This window comes from Streptomyces sp. NPDC044044, assembly GCF_056434405.1.
Genome location: NZ_JBWKFG010000010.1, coordinates 198844 through 216454, shown reverse-complemented (window position 1 = coordinate 216454; position 17611 = coordinate 198844). Strand labels below are relative to the sequence as shown.

Annotated in this window: 18 protein-coding genes and 1 pseudogene; 9 read left to right on the top strand and 10 right to left on the bottom strand. The window is 71.1% G+C overall.

The window, feature by feature from the left end; translation table 11 throughout:
- Positions 1 to 57 precede the first annotated feature (57 nt).
- Entirely contained in the window at positions 58 to 273 is a 216-nt protein-coding gene (locus AC07AG_RS34595) for a DUF397 domain-containing protein (RefSeq protein ID WP_249593092.1), read from the top strand.
- An 81-nt stretch (positions 274 to 354) separates the two neighbouring features.
- On the opposite strand, the gene AC07AG_RS34590 is transcribed toward AC07AG_RS34595, so the two are convergent.
- From AC07AG_RS34590 to AC07AG_RS34580, 3 genes are all read right to left on the bottom strand, one after another.
- Positions 355 to 1845, bottom strand: coding sequence for a glutamate synthase subunit beta (locus AC07AG_RS34590; RefSeq protein WP_478760262.1), 1491 nt, complete (start codon positions 1843 to 1845; stop codon positions 355 to 357).
- A 128-nt stretch (positions 1846 to 1973) separates the two neighbouring features.
- On the bottom strand, positions 1974 to 2453 hold the full coding sequence (locus AC07AG_RS34585) for an anthrone oxygenase family protein (RefSeq protein WP_478760260.1): 480 nt from the start codon (positions 2451 to 2453) through the stop codon (positions 1974 to 1976).
- Positions 2454 to 2962: 509 nt separating this feature from the next.
- Entirely contained in the window at positions 2963 to 3658 is a 696-nt protein-coding gene (locus tag AC07AG_RS34580; protein WP_478760258.1) for a DUF2293 domain-containing protein, read from the bottom strand.
- 103 nt (positions 3659 to 3761) lie between these two features.
- Between AC07AG_RS34580 and AC07AG_RS34575 the strand changes: the two genes are divergently transcribed.
- The 3 genes from AC07AG_RS34575 to AC07AG_RS34565 all read left to right on the top strand — a co-directional run bounded on the left by AC07AG_RS34575 (position 3762) and on the right by AC07AG_RS34565 (position 5549).
- On the top strand, positions 3762 to 4406 hold the full coding sequence (locus tag AC07AG_RS34575) for a nucleoside/nucleotide kinase family protein (RefSeq protein WP_478760257.1): 645 nt from the start codon (positions 3762 to 3764) through the stop codon (positions 4404 to 4406).
- 160 nt (positions 4407 to 4566) lie between these two features.
- On the top strand, positions 4567 to 4971 hold the full coding sequence (locus tag AC07AG_RS34570) for a PPOX class F420-dependent oxidoreductase (RefSeq protein WP_478760256.1): 405 nt from the start codon (positions 4567 to 4569) through the stop codon (positions 4969 to 4971).
- 158 nt (positions 4972 to 5129) lie between these two features.
- A complete protein-coding gene (locus AC07AG_RS34565) occupies positions 5130 to 5549 on the top strand; it encodes a CBS domain-containing protein (protein WP_249590581.1) in 420 nt (139 codons plus the stop codon).
- Positions 5550 to 5586: 37 nt separating this feature from the next.
- Here the strand turns inward: AC07AG_RS34565 and AC07AG_RS34560 are convergent.
- Both AC07AG_RS34560 and corA read right to left on the bottom strand, forming a co-directional pair.
- Positions 5587 to 5981, bottom strand: a pseudogene (locus AC07AG_RS34560) (protein kinase family protein); the annotation flags it as partial.
- A gap of 48 nt (positions 5982 to 6029) precedes the next feature.
- Positions 6030 to 7166: a magnesium/cobalt transporter CorA gene (gene corA / locus AC07AG_RS34555; protein WP_478760254.1), complete on the bottom strand. Its 1137-nt coding sequence runs from the start codon at positions 7164 to 7166 to the stop codon at positions 6030 to 6032.
- Between the two features lie 147 nt (positions 7167 to 7313).
- Here corA and AC07AG_RS34550 point away from each other — a divergent pair, with 147 nt between their 5' ends.
- Positions 7314 to 8123, top strand: coding sequence for a class I SAM-dependent methyltransferase (locus AC07AG_RS34550; protein ID WP_478760252.1), 810 nt, complete (start codon positions 7314 to 7316; stop codon positions 8121 to 8123).
- Between the two features lie 27 nt (positions 8124 to 8150).
- Here the strand turns inward: AC07AG_RS34550 and AC07AG_RS34545 are convergent, their stop codons facing one another.
- Positions 8151 to 9272: a carbohydrate kinase family protein gene (locus AC07AG_RS34545; protein ID WP_478760250.1), complete on the bottom strand. Its 1122-nt coding sequence runs from the start codon at positions 9270 to 9272 to the stop codon at positions 8151 to 8153.
- A complete protein-coding gene (locus tag AC07AG_RS34540) occupies positions 9272 to 10183 on the bottom strand; it encodes a pseudouridine-5'-phosphate glycosidase (protein WP_478760641.1) in 912 nt (303 codons plus the stop codon). The genes AC07AG_RS34545 and AC07AG_RS34540 overlap by 1 nt, the downstream gene beginning before the upstream one ends.
- 151 nt (positions 10184 to 10334) lie before the next feature.
- Between AC07AG_RS34540 and AC07AG_RS34535 the strand changes: the two genes are divergently transcribed.
- Both AC07AG_RS34535 and AC07AG_RS34530 read left to right on the top strand, forming a co-directional pair.
- Positions 10335 to 10814 carry a VOC family protein gene (locus AC07AG_RS34535; protein WP_478760249.1) on the top strand — a complete coding sequence of 160 codons (480 nt, stop codon included), beginning with the start codon at positions 10335 to 10337 and terminating at the stop codon, positions 10812 to 10814.
- Positions 10815 to 10858: 44 nt separating this feature from the next.
- Positions 10859 to 11227: a cupin domain-containing protein gene (locus AC07AG_RS34530; protein ID WP_478760248.1), complete on the top strand. Its 369-nt coding sequence runs from the start codon at positions 10859 to 10861 to the stop codon at positions 11225 to 11227.
- Between the two features lie 43 nt (positions 11228 to 11270).
- Here the strand turns inward: AC07AG_RS34530 and AC07AG_RS34525 are convergent, their stop codons facing one another.
- From AC07AG_RS34525 to AC07AG_RS34515, 3 genes are all read right to left on the bottom strand, one after another.
- Positions 11271 to 12533: an MFS transporter gene (locus AC07AG_RS34525; RefSeq protein ID WP_478760247.1), complete on the bottom strand. Its 1263-nt coding sequence runs from the start codon at positions 12531 to 12533 to the stop codon at positions 11271 to 11273.
- 143 nt (positions 12534 to 12676) lie between these two features.
- Positions 12677 to 13255 carry a methylated-DNA--[protein]-cysteine S-methyltransferase gene (locus AC07AG_RS34520; protein ID WP_478760245.1) on the bottom strand — a complete coding sequence of 193 codons (579 nt, stop codon included), beginning with the start codon at positions 13253 to 13255 and terminating at the stop codon, positions 12677 to 12679.
- Positions 13256 to 13322: 67 nt separating this feature from the next.
- On the bottom strand, positions 13323 to 14243 hold the full coding sequence (locus AC07AG_RS34515; protein ID WP_478760244.1) for a glycerophosphodiester phosphodiesterase: 921 nt from the start codon (positions 14241 to 14243) through the stop codon (positions 13323 to 13325).
- Positions 14244 to 14504: 261 nt separating this feature from the next.
- On the opposite strand from AC07AG_RS34515, the gene AC07AG_RS34510 reads away from it, so the two are divergent.
- Positions 14505 to 15371 (top strand): MHYT domain-containing protein, encoded by an 867-nt coding sequence (locus tag AC07AG_RS34510; protein WP_478760242.1) that lies wholly within the window; start codon positions 14505 to 14507, stop codon positions 15369 to 15371.
- A gap of 40 nt (positions 15372 to 15411) precedes the next feature.
- Entirely contained in the window at positions 15412 to 17547 is a 2136-nt protein-coding gene (gene uvrB, locus AC07AG_RS34505) for an excinuclease ABC subunit UvrB (protein ID WP_478760241.1), read from the top strand.
- Positions 17548 to 17611 lie beyond the last annotated feature (64 nt).

The window sequence follows — 17611 nt, the reverse complement described above, 5'->3', positions numbered from 1 at the left end:
AAACCCGGAGCCGGGTCCCGCCCCGAGTCACGGGACGACTCCCGGATATACAACGGCATGCCCGCCCGCGAGCTCGGCAGCGAAGGCTGGCACAAGCCGTGGAGCGGCGGCAACGGCGGCAACTGCCTGGAGGCCATGAAGCTGGCCGACGGCCGGGTCGCGGTCCGTCAGTCGGCCGATCCGGACGGCCCGGCGCTGATCTACACGCACGGCGAGATCAACGCGTTCATCCAGGGGGCGAAGGCGGGGGAGGCCGACTTCCTGCTGTCGTGAGCCAGTCGTGCGCTCCTTGGCCTGTCGGTGGGCCCTTGCCGTGCGCGGCGGGGCCCACCGACATGCCGGGCGCGGGCGGGCTCATGCCGTCATCGGCCGGTCGTACGGGCCGATCGGCGCCGCCAGCCGCGTCGCGCCCGTCAGCCACCGGTCCACCGCGGCGGCGGTCGCGCGGCCCTCGGCGATGGCCCACACGATCAGTGACTGGCCGCGTGCCGCGTCGCCCGCCACGAACACGCCCGGCACGCCGGTCGCGAAGTCCGCGTCGCGGGCGAGAGTGCCGCGGACTTCGACGTCCAGGCCGAACTGCTCGACCAGGCCGCCCGGCGTCCGCTCCGGACCGGAGAAGCCGAGCGCGAGAAGGACGAGGTCGGCGGGGAGCTCGCGCTGTGTGCCCGGCCGCGGGCTGCGGTCCGCCTCGACCTCGGTCAGGTGCAGGGCGCGTACCCGGCCCGCCGTGTCGCCGGTGAAGCGAAGGGTGGAGGCGGCGAACAAGCGCGCGTCGGCGTCCGCCGCGGGGGCGGTGCGCAGCTCGCCCGCCTCCTCGTGGGCGGCGGAGAGACGGTAGACCTTCGGGTACGTCGGCCAGGGCTCGGCCAGTTCGTCGCGTACGTCACCCGGCCGCTCGTAGATGTCCAACTGCGTGACGGAGGCGGCCCCTTCACGCACCGCCGTGCCCAGGCAGTCCGCGCCGGTGTCCCCGCCGCCGACGATCACGACGTGCCTGCCCGCCGCGGACAGCGGAGAGGTGTCGATGTCCCCCTCGCACACACGGTTGGCGAGCGGGAGGTACTCCATGGCCTGGTGGATGCCGCTCAACTCCCGCCCCGGTACGTCCAGTTCGCGCCACGCGGTGGCTCCGACGGCGAGCACGACCGCGTCGTGCCGGGTGCGCAGCTCCGCGGCCCGGATGTCCCGCCCGACCGCGACGGACGTACGGAAGACCGTGCCCTCGTCCCGCATCTGCGCTAGCCGCCGCTCCAGGTGGTGCTTCTCCATCTTGAACGCGGGGATTCCGTACCGCAGGAGCCCGCCCGCGCGGTCCTCGCGCTCGTACACGACGACGGTGTGCCCGGCGCGCGTCAACTGCTGCGCGGCGGCGAGTCCGGCCGGTCCCGAGCCGACGACGGCGACGGTCCTGCCGGAGTGCCGGTCCGGCGGGCGGGGCGGGTTGAGGCCGTCCTGCCAGGAGCGGTCGGCGATGGCCACCTCGACGTTCTTGATGGTCACGGCGGGCTGGTTGATCGCGAGGACGCAGCCTGCCTCGCAGGGGGCGGGGCAGAGGCGGCCGGTGAACTCGGGGAAGTTGTTCGTGGCGTGCAGGCGGTCCGCCGCCGTGCGCCAGTCGGCGCGCGAGACGAGCTCGTTCCACTCGGGGATCAGATTGCCCAGCGGGCAGGCGTCGTGGCAGAAGGGGATGCCGCAGTCCATGCAGCGGTCGGCCTGCTGCTCGACGATGGGCAGCAGGGCGCCGGGGACGTACACCTCGTCCCAGTCCTTGATCCGGTCGCCGACGGGTCGGCGGGGCCATTCCTGGCGGGTGGTGGTGAGGAAGCCCTTGGGGTCGGCCATGGCCGTCTCCCGTCGCGTGCCTTCACGTGCTTGCACGTGCTTTCACAGGCTTTTGGCCACTGTACGACGGGTGGGCGGGGGAGGCATGCCCGTGGGGCGGGGCCGGGCCCGGGGGTGGTCAGGTCGGGTCAGGTCAGGGCGAGGATGAATGATGCGGAGGCGGCGAGTGAGGCTCCGATCCGGATGTGGTTCCACATGGTCCATTCGCTGACGTACGTACGCCAGCGTTCCGCGCTCTCCGGCGCCTGCGGGTCGAGCTTGGCGAGGGCGTCGTTGCGGGGGACGTTCGCCGCGATGGTCACTCCGAACGAGCCGAACAGATACAGCGCGCTGCCGAGGAGCAGCTCGACGGTGCCTTCGTCGGGCCAGAGCACGAAGGTGACGACGGCGACGACGGCGCTGAGGCCGGCGGCGCCCATGAAAACGGTCATGAACCCGGCGGTGAGCGCCTTGACGTTGATCGACTGCATCGCCGCGATGCCTTGCGCCGGGGGCAGCGCGGCAAGGCCCTGCATCACGAACGTCGAGAACGCGACGAACGCTCCGGCGACCAGGCCGCAGGCGAGTGCGCCCAGGACGACGAGTACGAAGTATGGTCCCTCGATCATGGCAACTCCCGCGTTCGGTAAGGCAGCCGTCAGGTGAGCGAGCCGCAGTGATCCTCCATGGCGTGGGCCCGCATCACAAGTGAATTGCCTTACCGGGTGGGAGGCCATGCGTGGGGCGCGCGGTCGCATACGCGGGAGTCTGGCCGGGGCCTTGGAGGGGTGGGGGTCTTGGAGGGGTGGGGGGGGCTTTGCGCTTTCCGCCCGCTTCGCGGCGGATGGCTCCCGCCGACCCGCTCGATTGTCCTGGGGGTAATCGCGAGGAACTCCGCCCAGGCAGCCGAGTGCATGCGGGGTAATCGGGTGGGTGGGCGGGAAAACTCCGCCGCGAAGCGGCGGTTCAGGCCCGCCACAAACAACGCGCAGGCCCGAGGCAAGGCCTCAGCAGGCGCAAGCGGTCGCGACGCGAGGTCATACCGCCGGACCGGCGCAGGCAGGCCCCCTGCCAAGGCGGGGCGAGGCGGGGCGAGGCGAGGCGGGGCAAGGCGAGGCGGGCCACGCCCGCCGGAGACTCAGCCCGCCACCCCCTCCCGCCCAGGCCCCTGCCAGGGCCGAAGCACCGCATCCACCGCAGGCCCAATCCGGCGCCGCGCCTCCCCCCGCGGGACTCCGCTCATGAGAAGGCGGTCGTACGGCGTATCCGTGTGCCGGACGGCGGCCACCACAGCCGCCGTCACCGCCGCAGCGGAAAGGGCCCGCCCCGCCGCACTCCGCCCCACCCGCCCGCTGCCCCGCACGGACGCGTGCTCGGCGATCGCCCGGGACCGCTCTTCGGGGCACCCCGGAAAGAGGCGCCGGATCTCGTCCGCGAAGGCCGCCGTGAAGCGGACGTCCTCCGCGGCCCGCCGCACCGCGTCCCGAGCCCGGCGCCGCGCCCGCGCCTCCGCGTCCGCGAGGCAGCGCTCCTCGGCCCGCGCGAGCGCCGCGTCCTCGACGAGTACCCCCTGGCGCTCGTACCGGCCCTGGCGCCGGTTGAAGCGGACGACCACCGCCGAGAGCCCGCTCCCCTCGCGGGCCCGCCGCGTCAGCGCGGTGTCGCCGCGCGGCAGGAAGACGAGATGCCCCAGGTCGGTGCAGTCCAGGCAGCGTGGCTCGGCATCCTCGATGACCAGGAGGGAGAGCGGCCCGCCGCGGCATTCCGCGCAGTGGCGGCGCTTCAGGGGCTGGATGGCGAGAAGTCCTCTTCGAGCGAGGGGAGTTGGTGCCATGAAGAGTTCATTCCCCGGCCGGCGGGCGCGTACCGCCATGGGGAGGGAAGGGGCGGGAGCGCCGTCGTCACGCCGGAAGGGCCCGGCGTCATGGGGCGGCATCATGGGACGGGTGCGACTCGAAGCGATCACCTGGGACCGGCTCACGGACACCCTCGCCGACCGGCTGCTCGACCTGAAGACGGCCGACGCGAGCCCGTGGCCCCGCGTCGCCTTCGACGGGGCCCCGGCGGGCGGCCCCGGCGAGCTGGCCCGCGGCGTGGCCGACGCGCTGCGCGTGCGCGGGCGGTCCGCGCTGGTCGTCGGCACGGAAGGTTTCCTGCGTCCCGCCTCGCTGCGCCTCGAATACGGGCGCGAGGACGTGGAGGCGTACTACAGCGGCTGGTTCGACACCGGCGCGCTCTGGCGCGAGGTCTTCGGGCCGCTGGACCCGGGCGGCACGGGCAGGGTGCTGCCCGACCTGTGGGACCCGGCAGCGGACCGCGCGACGCGCAGTCCGTACGTCCAACTCCAGCCAGGATCAATGCTGTTGCTGCACGGGCCGTTCCTGCTCGGCCACTGGTTCCCCTTCGACCTGACGGTCCACACGAGCCTCTCGCCGGGCGCCCTGCGGCGACGTACGGCGGAGAGCGAGCGGTGGACGCTGCCCGCCTTCGAGCGGTACGAGGCGGAGGCGGATCCCGTTGCGGCGGCCGACGTGGTCGTACGCGCGGACGATCCGAGGCACCCGGCATGGAACGGCGGCTGACGTAGGGCCAGGCGCACCAAAATCACCGACAACACCAAGAACACCGACAACACCAAAATCACCGACAACACCAAGAACACCGACAACACCAAGAACACCGACAACACCAAGAACGCCGAAACCTCTTTTATATGCACGTGCATGTAGTTAGAGTCTGGGCATGGCAACGAAAGCGCTCCACTTCAGCGAATCGGTCCGCACCCTCCTCGACGGCAAGAACTTCGCCAGCGTCGCCACCCTCGGCCCCGCCGGCGCACCCCAGAACTCGGTGGTGTGGATCAAACGGGAGGGCGACACCGTGCTGTTCTCCTCCACGGCGCGGCGGCAGAAGGTCCGCAACCTCGAACGCGACCCGCGCATCAGCATCTCGGTCTTCGACCTGGCCAACCCGTACACGTCGACCGAGATCCGCGGCGTCGCCGAGATCCTCCCCGATCCGGAGAAGCGACTGCCGCACGAGCTCTCGCACAAGTACCTGGGCATCGACCCGCCCGGCGAGAAGGACGAGGAGGTCCGAGTGATCATCAGGGTCACCCCGGAGAAGATCGTCGGCTTCTCCGCCTGAGACCGACCGCCTGATGGCCCGCGCTCGCCCGAGGCCCTGTCCCGCCAAGGGTGCCCGCCTCCGGCGTGCGGACCTCCGGGGGCGCGGCGAGAATGAAGGGCGCCGGGACTAGCGGTGCCTCCGCGCCGCGCCGGCCGCCCGGCACCGGGAGGTACTTCATGACCACCGCCGGAGACATCATGCACCGCGGCGCCCAGTGGATCCCCGCACACGAGACCCTGGACCGCGCCGCACAACTGATGCGCCAGCTCGACGTGGGCGCGCTGCCCATCAGCGACGAGAACGAGCGGCTCTGCGGCATCCTCACCGACCGCGACATCGTGGTCGGCTGCGTGGCGATGGGGCACGACCCGTCGCGGGTGACCGCGGGAGACATGGCCAAGGGCACGCCACGCTGGATCGACTCGGGCGCGGACGTCGACGAGGTCCTCCAGGAGATGAAGGGCAGTCAGATCCGCAGGCTCCCGGTCATCGAGAACAAACGGCTGGTCGGCATGATCAGCGAGGCCGACCTCGCCACGCACCTCGCCGACGACCAACTCGCGAGCTGGGTCGAGAGCGTGTACGCGAAGGGCTGACCGGCCCTCGGCGCCACCCGGCGAGCCTCCCCGGCCCGCCGGCGCGGTGGATCTCCCGCAGCGCCTCGGCCGGTTCACCGCCGAGCCGTTTCAACTGCGGCCATTCCAGCGGCCCTTGGCCGGTGATGCGCTGGGCGAGGGTGTCCCCGGGGACGTACGCCGTGGCCATCCAGGGCAGCGCGGCCTCCGGGTCGGCGTCCCCGACCGGCGCGGTGAAGGCCCCGCTGACCCGGCGTGCGGCCTTGACCTCCTGGCGGAAGCGGGCGCGGAACTCGGGGGCGTCCGCATACTGCGTGTGGACCACCTTGACCGCGACCGCGCGGCCCGACGCCGAGCGGCCGAGGGATAGACGACGCCCATGCCGCTGGTGCCGATCCGCGAATCGATCCGATAGCCGCCGATCGACTCCGGGTCCCCCTCGCGCAGAGGTATCGGTCACCGTCCCCCGGTTCTCCCCGTAGTTGGCATGGCCCGTGCGGCCTAGAGCCAGCCGTTGCGCCGGAAGCCGCGGTAGAGCGCGAAACAGGTGGTGGCGATCAGGCCGATCACCAGTCCGTACCCGTACTTCCAGTGCAGTTCGGGCATGTGGTCGAAGTTCATTCCGTACACACCGCAGACCATCGTCGGTACGGCGATCACGGCGGCCCAGGCGGTGATCTTCCGCATGTCCTCGTTCTGCGCGACCGTCACCTGCGCGAGATGGGCCTGAAGGATGGAGTTCAGGAGTTCGTCGAAGGAGGCGACCTGCTCCGTGACGCGCTTGAGGTGGTCGTCGACGTCCCGGAAATAGGCCTGTATCTCCGGGGCGACCGCCTGCATCGGCTGGGTGGCGAGGATCTGCAGGGGGCGGCCGAGCGGGACCACGGCCCGCTTCAGTTCGAGGAGCTCGCGCTTGAGCTGGTAGATACGGCCCGGGTCGGCGCGCTCCCCGTCCTTGGAGAAGACGTCCATCTCCACCTGGTCGATGTCCGCCTGCACCGCGTCCGTCACGACGAGATAGTCGTCCACGACGTGGTCGGCGATCGCGTGCAGAACCGCCGCCGGGCCCTTGGCGAGCTGCTCGGGCGCCGACTCCAGCTCCTCGCGCAGCGGGCCGAGCGAGCCGTGACGGCCGTGCCGCACGGTGATCACGAACTCCTTGCCGACGAAGACCATGATCTCGCCGGTGTCCACCACCTCGCTGGTCGCGGTGAGTTCGGCATGCTCCACGTAACAGACGGTCTTGAAGACGGCGAACAGCGTCTCGTCGTACCGCTCCACCTTCGGCCGCTGGTGGGCGTGGACCGCGTCCTCCACGGCGAGCGGGTGCAGGTCGAAGAGGTCGGCGACGCCGGCGAACTCCTGCGCCGTCGGTTCGTGCAGCCCGAGCCATACGAATCCGTCACCGCTCTTGCGGACGCGCTCGACCTCCTGGACGAGATCGCGGCCGTCCTCCTGGCGGACGCCGCCGCGGTACGTCACGCACTTCACCACCGCCGAGCCCAGCGGGGAGCGGGCGGGGTGGCTCAGGTCGACACGGCTGTGCTTGCGCACGAACTGGGCGACCCGCGCGACTCTCCGCAGGCCGCCTACCTTGCGGAGGTTCCCTACCTTTCGCAGGTTGCCTGCCATCGACATGCACGGCTCCTCGTTCTGGTGACTTGACGTGCCAGTCTGCCAGTACGTTCCGACAGCGCGGCCGGAGCCTGTGGGAACGGAAGACTCCGCTCCAGGCCTTCGGAGCTGCCTCCCCGGAGCAAGCGTCGTAATTGGGATAATCGACGCATGACCCTCATTGACGGCTATCTGACCGGCAATCGAAATCGGCACGCCGAGGCGGCGGGTGCGGGTGCGGGGCAGCGCTCCGAAGCCTTCTCCGCGCTCTTCGACCCCACGACCTTCCGGCACATCGAGCGGCTCGGCATCGGGCCGGGGTGGCGCTGCTGGGAGGTCGGCGCGGGCGGCACCTCCGTCGTCTCCTGGCTCGCGAAGCGGGTCGGTCCCACCGGGCGGATCCTCGCGACGGACACGGACATCTCCTGGCAGACGTCGGCGGCCCGCACGCCGGTCGAGGTGCGCAGGCACGACGTGGGGGCGGACGCGCCGCCCGCCCAGGGGGGCTTCGACCTCGTCCACGCGCGGCTGGTCCTCGCCGGGGCACCGGACCAGGAGCTGGCGCTGCGTTCGATGATCCGGGCTCTGCGCCCCGGGGGCCGTCTGCTGATCGAGGAGTCCGACCCGGCCCTGCAGCCGCTGGCCTGCCCTGACGAGTGCGGTCCCGCCGAGCAGTTGGCGAACCGCCTGCGGCACGCGCTGCTCACCCAGTACGGGACCGATCTCGCGTACGGGCGCGGCCTGCCCCGCCTGCTCCGTGCGGCGGGCCTGCGTCAGGTGGAGGCCGACGTGTACTTCCCCCTGGCCTCGCCCGCCTGCGCGGCCCTGGAGACGGCCACGATCCAGCAGTCCCGCGCGGCCCTGACCTCCGCGGGCCTGGCCACGGACGCGGACATCACCGCCCACCTCGCGAACATCGCCACAGAGCCGATGGACCTGGCCACGGCCCCCTTGATCTCCACCTGGGCCCGAAAGCCGTAGCCGACCCCGCAGAGCCCTGCCTCAACCTCAGCCCCCAGGGCCCGGGTCCCAACCTCGGCCCCTCCCGCTGCCCGACGGGCCTTCCCGCCCACCCACCTGACTTCCCCGTGGTGGGAGGGGCGGGGCGGCAGCCTGACCCGGCCTCCCTCCCACCAGTTCAACCGCCCGCGCCCCCGCCCGACACCCCTCCGCCGAAGCCTCGCAGAGCCCCGCGCCGCCCAGGCGCGAGGCAAGGAACGCCCCCGTGAACGCATCGCCCGCCCCCGTCGAGTCCCGCGCAGCGGCAGGCAGCGCGGGAATCTCGGCCCGCACCTCACCGCCCCGTGCGACCACCGCACCCGCAGCGCCCCGCTTGACCACCACCACCGGATACCGGCGGCTCAGCCACGCCGCCGAATCCACCAACCCCGGTGAATCCTCCAGCCCGGGCGAACCCCTCACCCCTGCCGAATCCCACAGCCCAGGCGAACCCCCCAGCCCCGCCGCCCCCGCCAGCAACCGAGCCTCACCCTCACTGGGCAACAGCACATCCACCCCCTCCGTCGCCGCCAGGAACCGCCCCACACCCAGCCCCGCAAGGAACCCCGCCGACGCCGGATCCACACTCACCGGCACCCCACGCGCGCGTGCCGCCGCCAACGCCGTCTCGGCCACCGCCCTGCTCGGCCCCGCGAAGAACAAGTACCCCGACAGGTGCAGCCACCCCACGCCGTCCAGAAGTTCGGGCGACCAGTCGGCGCCCGACAGGCGCAGCGCCGCGCCGCTGTCCGTCAGGAACGTCCGCTCGGCCCCGCCCCCGTCGCCCCCGTCGACCAGGCAGATCACCGTCCCCGTAGGCGCATCGGAGTCCACCACGAGCCGCGGACGCACCCCCGCCCGCGTCAGCGCCTCCTCGTGCCACGCCGCCGAATCGACGCCGACCCGCCCCAGGAGACGTACGTCGCGGCATCCCCAAGAAGCCGCCCAGCACGCCACGTTGGCGCCCGCGCCACCCGGCACCGTACGGATCGCCGCCGCCGTGTCCGTGCCCGCGGCGAGCGGCGCACCGTGCCGCGCGACGATGTCCGTGACGACGTCCCCGACGACCAGCAGCGCCCCGCCCCCGCGCTCACCCTCACTCCCACCCCCTGAGCCACCCCGCAGCGACATCACCGCCCCACCCACGCCGCCGCGATCCGCCCCGCGAGCCGCACATTGCCCCGCACCGCCGCGAGATTGGCGCCCAGTGATGCACCGTCGGTCCGCCGTACCAGCTGGTCCAGGAGGAACGGCGTGACCGCCTGCCCTGTGATGCCACGCTCGGCGCACGCCTCCAACGCCTCGGCCAGCACGCGGGCGTGCAGCGCGGGATCGAGCTGCTCGGACTCCGGCACGGGATTCGCCACGAGCAGCGCGGACTCCGGGCCGCCGACCGCGTCCTGGGCTCGCATCACCGCCGCCACCTCCCCGGGCGTACGCAGCGTCCAGTCCACCGGGTGCCCGGAGTCGGTGAGGTAGAAGCCGGGGAAGCGGTCCGTCCCGTACCCCGCCACCGCGACGCCCAGCGTCTCCAGGCGCTGCAGCGTCGCCGGCACGTCCAGGATCGACTTCACGCCCGCGCAGACGACCGTGATGCGCGTCCGCGCGAGCAGCCCCAGGTCGGCGGACTCGTCCTGGGTCACCGTCCACTCCCGGTGCACCCCGCCGAGCCCTCCCGTGGCGAACACCCGCACGCCCGCGCGGGCCGCGAGCAGCGCGGTCGCGGACACCGTCGTCGCCCCGCTCGCGCCCGCCGCGACCGCGAGCGCCAGGTCACGGTGGCCCAGCTTGCGGATGCCGTCCTCGTTCGCGACCCGCTCCAACTGCTCCTTGTCCAGGCCGACATGGGGGCGCCCGTCCAGGACGGCGATCGTCGCCGGGACGGCACCCTCCTCACGTACGACCTCTTCGAGCTCACCGGCCACCTGGAGATTGCGCGGGCGCGGCAGCCCGTGCGCGATGATCGTGGACTCCAGGGCCACGACGGGCCGCCGGTCCGCCACAGCCGCCTGTACCTCGTCGGACACCACCACGTCGGACACCACCAACACGGGCCTGCCTCCTGCCTGTCGGGTCTCCCCTCATCCCTGGCGGTCGGCGAGCCCCGCCAAACACGTGGCGCGTCCTGCTCAACACGTGGCGCGCCCCGCCCAACACTTGCGGCGCCCGGGACGGGACAGCAGCCTGAGGGGCATGACGGACAACACGACACGTCTCGACCACGTCGTCCTGTGGGTGCGCGACCCCGCGGCGGCAGCCGGCTTCTACGAGAAGGTGCTGGGCCTCGAACCCCTGCGCGTCGCCGAGTTCACGGCGGGCAAGGCCGCTTTCCCCTCCGTGCGGCTCAACGAGGAGACCATCTTCGACCTCGCCCCGCTCACCCTCGCCGAGCGCATGAACGTCGTACCGGGCGCGGACAAGAGCGCGGGCCACCCGGTGAACCACGTCTGCCTCGCCCTGCCGGAGACCGACTTCGACGCCCTGCGCGCCCGCCTGGAGGAGCGGGGAACGCCGGTGTCGGACATCTCGCGCGATGCCTTCGGCGCCCGCGGCAAGGCCCGACGCAGCTTCTACTTCCGTGACCCGGACGGGAACATCTTCGAAGCGCGGCACTACGGAGAGGACGAGGAAGACCGACGAGGGCGAGAGGGAGCGCGAGGCGGGGAAAGCTGACCCCTTCCATGGCGCCGCGCAGCACCCGGCTAGGGTGACCGGCCATGACCACGAATGATCAAGCCCTCGCGCCGTCCTTTGCCGTGCACATCCCGGATGCCGAACTGGAGGCCGAGCCGCTCGACCCCGAGCAGATCGTCTCCGGCACCCCGGAGGTCACCGGCAAGGTCCTGTGGGAGTCGGCCGACGGCAAGCAGCTGCGCGGCATCTGGCAGATCACGCCCGGCGTGGTCACCGACACCGAGGCCAACGAACTCTTCGTGGTCGTCAGCGGCCGCGCCACGATCGCGGTCGAGGGCGGCGACGTGATCGAGATCGGCCCCGGCGACGCGGCCGTCCTGCGCGAGGGCGACCGTACGACGTGGACCGTGCACGAGACGCTGCGCAAGGCGTACCACATCACGCTCCCGTGACGTGCCGTGACCGCCGAGGTCACAAGCCTCGGCCCTCCCCGTCTCAGGCCTTCTTGACCGCACGGCGCATCGCAAGCGCCGCCATCGGCAGCAGCACGCAGACGCCGATGAGGTTGAGCCAGCCGTAGCTGGCCTGTGCGACGATCAGGCCCGCCGCCGCGCCGCCGATGCCCGCCGCCGTGTTCATGGTCAGGTCCGAGAGGCCCTGTACGGCGGCCCTGGCGGGCTGCGGCACCGAGTCGGTGAGCAGCGCGGAGCCGGAGACCAGGCCCGCGGACCAGCCGAGGCCGAGCACGAAGAGACCGGCGGCGGTCCGGCCGTGGCTGGGGCCCGCCGTGCCGGCCAGCAGCGCGGCGCAGCACAGCAGCCCGACCGCGAGGCCGATCACGGAGAGCCGCCCGAACCGGTCGGAGAGCCAGCCCATCACCGGCGACAGCGCGTACATGCCCGCGATGTGGCCGCTGATGACCAGTCCGACCAGTTGCAGGCTCGCCCCGTGGTGCCCCAGGTCGACCGGGGTCATGACCATGATCGAGACCATCACGGTGTGCGAGGCGGCCACCGTCACCAGGGCGAGCCGGGCCATCGGCGACGCGGCCACCGCGGCGACACCGGCCCGCAGCGAACGGCTCTGCGCGGACTGGTTCTCCTGCGGGGCGAGCGCGCGGGCGGTGAGCAGCGGGTCGGGACGCAGCAGTACCGCCACCACGAGACCGGCGACGGCGAAGATCCCGGCGGCGAAGAGGAAGGGGCCCGCCGCCTCGGGTATGGAGGTGCCGGAGAAGGCGCGGCTCGTGGGCGCGGCGATGTTCGGGCCGAGGACCGAGCCGATGGTGGTGGCCCAGATGACCAGGGAGATGGCACGGCCGCGCCGGTCGGGCTCGGCGAGGTCGGCCGCGGCGAAGCGGGCCTGCAGATTGGCGGACGAGCCCGCTCCGAAGCCCGCCATGCCGAGCAGCAGCAGGGGGAAGCTCTCGACGACGGCGGCAAGCACCACGAGCCCGGCTCCCAGCGCGCCGATCAGATACGCGAGGACGAGGCCGGGCCGCCGTCCGCGCGACGTCATCAGAGCGGCGAGCGGCAGCGAGAGCAGGGCCGTGCCGGCCACGGACGCGGTGGGCGCGAGACCGGAGAGCGCCTCCGTCCCGCTCACCTCGGTGGCCAGCATCGGGGCCAGGGCGATGCCGATCGGTACTCCGAGCCCGCCCAGGATCTGGCTGGCGACCAGCACCGCTGTGGTGCGGCGGCGCAGGGCGGGCAGCGCCTCTGGCGCGGGTATGTCAGGAGCGTCGAGGGTCGAAGTCACTGGCGCAGTGTGCCAGCACGTTCATACGCGCGAAACAGAGTTTGCCCTGCCAGGTGCCAGGTGCCAGGTGCCAGGTGCCAGGCGCAGGGCGCAGGGCGCAAGGTGCCAAGGCCAGGTGCCGGCCGCCTGGTGTCCCGGGAGCATCAGAAGAGCGGCTGCGGCAGCACCCCTTCCAGGGCGAGGAGCTGTCGCTTGGTCTCGACGCCGCCGCCGAAGCCGCCGATGCCGCCGTCGCTCTCGACCACCCGGTGGCAGGGCACCACGACCGGCAGCGGGTTGGCGCCCATCGCCATGCCGACCGCCTGGGCCGCGCCGGGCTGGCCCACGCGGCGGGCCAGGTCGCCGTACCCCACGACGGCCCCGTACGGAACGGTGGTCAGCTCGCGCAGGACCTGGCGGTTGAACCCGGAGATCAGCGACCAGTCGAGCGGCAGCTCGAAGTCGTGCCGCTCGCCCGCGAAGTAGTCCGCGAACTGGCGTATGGACTCGGCGAGGAGCGGAGAGCGGGGTGCCTCGACCGGCTCGGCCCCCAGTCGGGAGCCGAGTCGCTCGAGTGCCTTGTCGCGCACTTCGTCCGTGGCGTGGAAGACGACGCCGACCAGACCGTCGTCCGTCGCGGCGAGCATCAGCGGGCCGATGTCGCTCGCGACGACGGCCCACACCACCTGCCGCAGGCCGTCCTGACCCGGCCCGCCCTGCTCGTGCTGCCCGTTGGCGTTCATGTGGACCACCGTACGACCGGGCACTGACAATGCCGCCCCGACCACGTCCCCGCCCGCGTCCCCGGCTCTAGCCGGAGATGGCCTTGCGCACGACGTCCGGCGTGTTCGTGATGATGCCGTCCACCCCGAAGCCCGCCACCCGCTGGGCGGCGGCCGCGTCGTTCACGGTCCAGGTGAAGATCTCCAGGCGCTTGCGGTGCGGCCCCTTGAGCGAGTGGATCGCGGCGACGTACTCGCGGGAGATGGAGCCGTGAGTCGAGTTGATCTGGTCGGAGAACTTGGCGTACGCGGGCAGATCGGCGACGGCGGGCGTGCCGAGGAAGCCGGTCTTGATGTCGGGCCGCAGCTTGTGCACCGTCTTGACGCTGTCGGCGCTGAAGCTCTGGATGACGAGCTTGCTCTTGACGTGGTGCCGGTCGAGCCAGCCCGTCTTGCGCAGGACGGACAGGCCCTGCTTCTCGATGCCCGGGTACAGCTCGGGCTTCTTGAACTCGAAGACCAGACTCTGGTGGTTGCGTGAGACCCGGTTCATGTACTGCTTCAGCGTCGGCACCCGCTGCCCCGCGTACTTGGGAGCGAACCAGCTGCCCGCGTCCAGCCTGGCGATCTCGGCCGCGGTGAAGTCCGCGACCTTCCACGGCGCGCGGTCGGGGAAGAGCTGCTCGACGTTCGTCGTCCGCGTGAGTGTGTCGTCGTGCATGATCACGAGCTCGCCGTCCTTGGTGCGCTGGACGTCGTTCTCGACCCAGCGGAACCCCATGTCAGCCGCCTTGTCGATGGCTGCGAAAGTGTTCTCGGGCGCGTATGCGGAAGCGCCACGGTGCGCGACGACCAGCGGCCTGTCGTGCGAGGCGGATGTCTGGCCGGACGTCCGCGTGGACGTCGGCGCCGACGCCTTGTCGGCGGCGTGAGCGGTGGCGGATGGGAGAACGAGTGCACCGGCTCCAAGAAGAGCGGCGGTGGTGGCAGCGGCAACGCGTGCGTACAACGGTTACTCCTCGTCGATGTGTGGGCGATGTGCGGGCACGGACCGGATGAGAGTGACAGTCCACGGCCAACGCGAGACAGGTGCAGGATGGCCACAGGTTGAACGGAGACAGCCGGGTTTCTTTCCCGGAAAATCGTTCGCAAGTTCCGGAGTGAGCTTTACTCTCTGCGTCAGCCCATGGCCTGTCAGTAGACGGTCGGCTGGGGCCACTTGGGGGCAATCCCGGGCATTTGGATACAACAGGCGGAAGGGCTACCGCGCATGCAGGGGACAGTCGACGGTTTCAGCTATGGACTGGTCACACCGGTGGCGGCGTACCTCATGGCCTGCCTCGGGGGAGCGCTCGGCCTGCGCTGCACCACACGGTCGCTCCTCGTCGCGCACTCGTGGCGGCCCGGCTGGCTCGCACTCGGATCGGCGGCCATCGGGTCCGGCATCTGGACCATGCACTTCATCGCGATGATGGGCTTCACCGTCGAGGAAGCCCCGATCCACTACGACAAGGCGCTGACCTTCGCGAGTCTCGCCGTCGCCATCGTCATGGTCGGCATCGGGATCTTCATCGTGGGCTACCGCGGCGCGACCGGGGCGGCGCTGTTCACCGGGGGAACGATCACCGGCCTCGGCGTCGCGTCGATGCACTATCTGGGAATGGCCGGTATGCGTCTGCGCGGGACGCTGGAGTACAACACCTTCACCGTCTCGGCCTCCGTGGTGATCGCCGTGGTCGCGGCCAGCGCCGCGCTGTGGGCAGCCGCACAGGTCAGAGGCTTCCTCTGGAGTCTGGGTGCGAGCCTCGTCATGGGGCTCGCCGTCAGCGGCATGCACTACGTGGGAATGGCCGCCCTCAGCGTCCATCTGCACGGCTCGACCGGGGCGCCGACCGGAGGGGACTCGCCCGCCGAGCTGCTCGCGCCCATGATGATCGGCCCGCTCGCCTTCCTGCTCCTCGCGGGCGTGATCGTGATGTTCGACCCGCTGATGGTGATGGGCAAGGCCGACCTCCAGAGCGCCGCGCAGGGGCAGCACGCGCCCTATCCCGTCCCGCGCTCGGGCGACCGGCACGACCCCCGGGCGGGCCGCAGGCCCCCGCCGCGCCCCGGCCCCAAGACCCCGCAGAGCTGGTGATCCGACCCCGTTGTCAGTGCGGGGTCGTACGGTGGGTTCCATGCGGCCCGTATCCAAGATCGAACGCACGGTGGCACCTTTCGAGGTCGTCAGCAACTACACGCCAAGCGGCGACCAGCCGGCGGCCATCGCCGACCTGGAGCGGCGTATCAACGCAGGTGAGAAGGACGTCGTCCTGCTCGGCGCGACCGGCACAGGCAAGTCGGCCACCACCGCGTGGATGATCGAGAAGCTTCAGCGCCCCACCCTCGTGATGGCGCCGAACAAGACGCTGGCCGCCCAGCTGGCCAACGAGTTCCGAGAGCTCCTGCCGAACAACGCGGTGGAGTACTTCGTCTCGTACTACGACTACTACCAGCCCGAGGCGTACGTCCCGCAGTCGGACACGTACATCGAGAAGGACTCCTCGATCAACGAGGAAGTCGAGCGCCTGCGCCACTCCGCGACGAACTCGCTGCTCACCCGGCGTGACGTGATCGTGGTCGCCTCCGTCTCCTGCATCTACGGCCTCGGCACCCCGCAGGAGTACGTCGACCGGATGGTCTCGCTCAAGGTCGGCGACGAGATCGACCGCGACCAGCTCCTGCGCCGCTTCGTCGACATCCAGTACACCCGCAACGACGTGGCCTTCGCCCGCGGCACCTTCCGGGTCCGCGGCGACACCATCGAGATCTTCCCGGTCTATGAAGAGCTGGCCGTCCGCATCGAGATGTTCGGCGACGAGATCGAGGCGCTCTCCACGCTGCACCCCCTCACCGGCGAGGTCATCAGCGACGACGACCACCTGTACGTCTTCCCGGCCTCGCACTACGTGGCGGGTCCGGAGCGACTGGAGAAGGCGGTCACCGGCATCGAGAAGGAGCTCGCCGAGCGCCTCGCCGAGCTGGAGAAGCAGGGCAAGATGCTGGAGGCCCAGCGCCTTCGCATGCGCACGACGTACGACCTGGAGATGCTCCGCCAGATCGGCTCCTGCTCCGGCGTCGAGAACTACTCGATGCACTTCGACGACCGCGAGCCCGGCTCCGCACCGAACACCCTCATCGACTACTTCCCCGAGGACTTCCTCCTCGTCATCGACGAGTCGCACGTCACGGTCCCGCAGATCGGCGCGATGTACGAAGGGGACGCCTCCCGCAAGCGCACCCTGGTGGACCACGGCTTCCGGCTGCCGTCCGCGCTGGACAACCGCCCGCTGAAGTGGGAGGAGTTCCTCGGCCGCATCGGCCAGACCGTCTACCTCTCGGCGACCCCGGGGAAGTACGAACTCTCGCGCGGGGACGGCTTCGTCGAGCAGATCATCCGCCCCACCGGCCTGATCGACCCGGAGGTCGTGGTCAAGCCCACCGAGGGGCAGATCGACGACCTGGTGCACGAGATCCGCACGCGCACCGAGAAGGACGAGCGCGTCCTGGTCACCACGCTCACGAAGAAGATGGCCGAGGACCTCACCGACTACTTCCTCGAACTGGGCATCCAGGTCCGCTATCTGCACAGCGACGTCGACACCCTGCGCCGCGTCGAGCTCCTGCGCGAACTGCGCGCCGGTGAGTACGACGTCCTGGTCGGTATCAACCTCCTGCGTGAGGGACTCGACCTGCCCGAGGTCTCCCTGGTGTCGATCCTCGACGCCGACAAGCAGGGCTTCCTGCGCTCCGGCACCTCACTGATCCAGACGATCGGCCGCGCGGCACGCAACGTCTCCGGTCAGGTCCACATGTACGCGGACAAGGTCACCCCGGCGATGGAGCAGGCCATCGACGAGACCAATCGCCGGCGCGAGAAGCAGATCGCGTACAACAAGGAGAAGGGGATCGACCCGCAGCCGCTGCGCAAGAAGATCAACGACATCGTGTCGGCGATCGCGCGCGAGGAGGTCGACACCGAGCAGCTGCTCGGCACCGATTACCGCAAGGGGAAGGGCGCCGACGCGAAAACAGCCGCCAAGGCGCCCGTGCCCGCGCTCGGCGGGAAGGCGGGCAAGGCGGCCAAGGGCAAGGCCGAGAAGGTGCCCACCGACCGGCCCGCCGCCGAACTGGCCGAGCAGATCGAGGAGATGACCGCGCGGATGCGCGCGGCAGCCGCCGACCTGCAGTTCGAGATCGCGGCACGGCTGCGTGACGAGGTGTCAGAGATGAAGAAGGAGCTCAGGCAGATGAGGGAGGCGGGGCAGGCTTAGGCGTACTGCCTGGTGTGTTGCAAGACCGACACAAAGTGCCGCCCACACTGCGGCACTGTCAGTG

Bases quoted from the DNA above. Each gene is read 5' to 3' on its own strand.
- AC07AG_RS34595 (WP_249593092.1), top strand. From the start codon at position 58: ATGCCCGCCCGCGAGCTCGGCAGCGAAGGCTGGCACAAGCCGTGGAGC.
- AC07AG_RS34590 (WP_478760262.1), bottom strand. From the start codon at position 1,845: ATGGCCGACCCCAAGGGCTTCCTCACCACCACCCGCCAGGAATGGCCC.
- AC07AG_RS34585 (WP_478760260.1), bottom strand. From the start codon at position 2,453: ATGATCGAGGGACCATACTTCGTACTCGTCGTCCTGGGCGCACTCGCC.
- AC07AG_RS34580 (WP_478760258.1), bottom strand. From the start codon at position 3,658: ATGGCACCAACTCCCCTCGCTCGAAGAGGACTTCTCGCCATCCAGCCC.
- AC07AG_RS34575 (WP_478760257.1), top strand. From the start codon at position 3,762: ATGGGACGGGTGCGACTCGAAGCGATCACCTGGGACCGGCTCACGGAC.
- AC07AG_RS34570 (WP_478760256.1), top strand. From the start codon at position 4,567: ATGGCAACGAAAGCGCTCCACTTCAGCGAATCGGTCCGCACCCTCCTC.
- AC07AG_RS34565 (WP_249590581.1), top strand. From the start codon at position 5,130: ATGACCACCGCCGGAGACATCATGCACCGCGGCGCCCAGTGGATCCCC.
- corA (WP_478760254.1), bottom strand. From the start codon at position 7,166: ATGTCGATGGCAGGCAACCTGCGAAAGGTAGGGAACCTCCGCAAGGTA.
- AC07AG_RS34550 (WP_478760252.1), top strand. From the start codon at position 7,314: ATGACCCTCATTGACGGCTATCTGACCGGCAATCGAAATCGGCACGCC.
- AC07AG_RS34545 (WP_478760250.1), bottom strand. From the start codon at position 9,272: ATGTCGCTGCGGGGTGGCTCAGGGGGTGGGAGTGAGGGTGAGCGCGGG.
- AC07AG_RS34535 (WP_478760249.1), top strand. From the start codon at position 10,335: ATGACGGACAACACGACACGTCTCGACCACGTCGTCCTGTGGGTGCGC.
- AC07AG_RS34530 (WP_478760248.1), top strand. From the start codon at position 10,859: ATGACCACGAATGATCAAGCCCTCGCGCCGTCCTTTGCCGTGCACATC.
- AC07AG_RS34520 (WP_478760245.1), bottom strand. From the start codon at position 13,255: ATGAACGCCAACGGGCAGCACGAGCAGGGCGGGCCGGGTCAGGACGGC.
- AC07AG_RS34510 (WP_478760242.1), top strand. From the start codon at position 14,505: ATGCAGGGGACAGTCGACGGTTTCAGCTATGGACTGGTCACACCGGTG.
- uvrB (WP_478760241.1), top strand. From the start codon at position 15,412: ATGCGGCCCGTATCCAAGATCGAACGCACGGTGGCACCTTTCGAGGTC.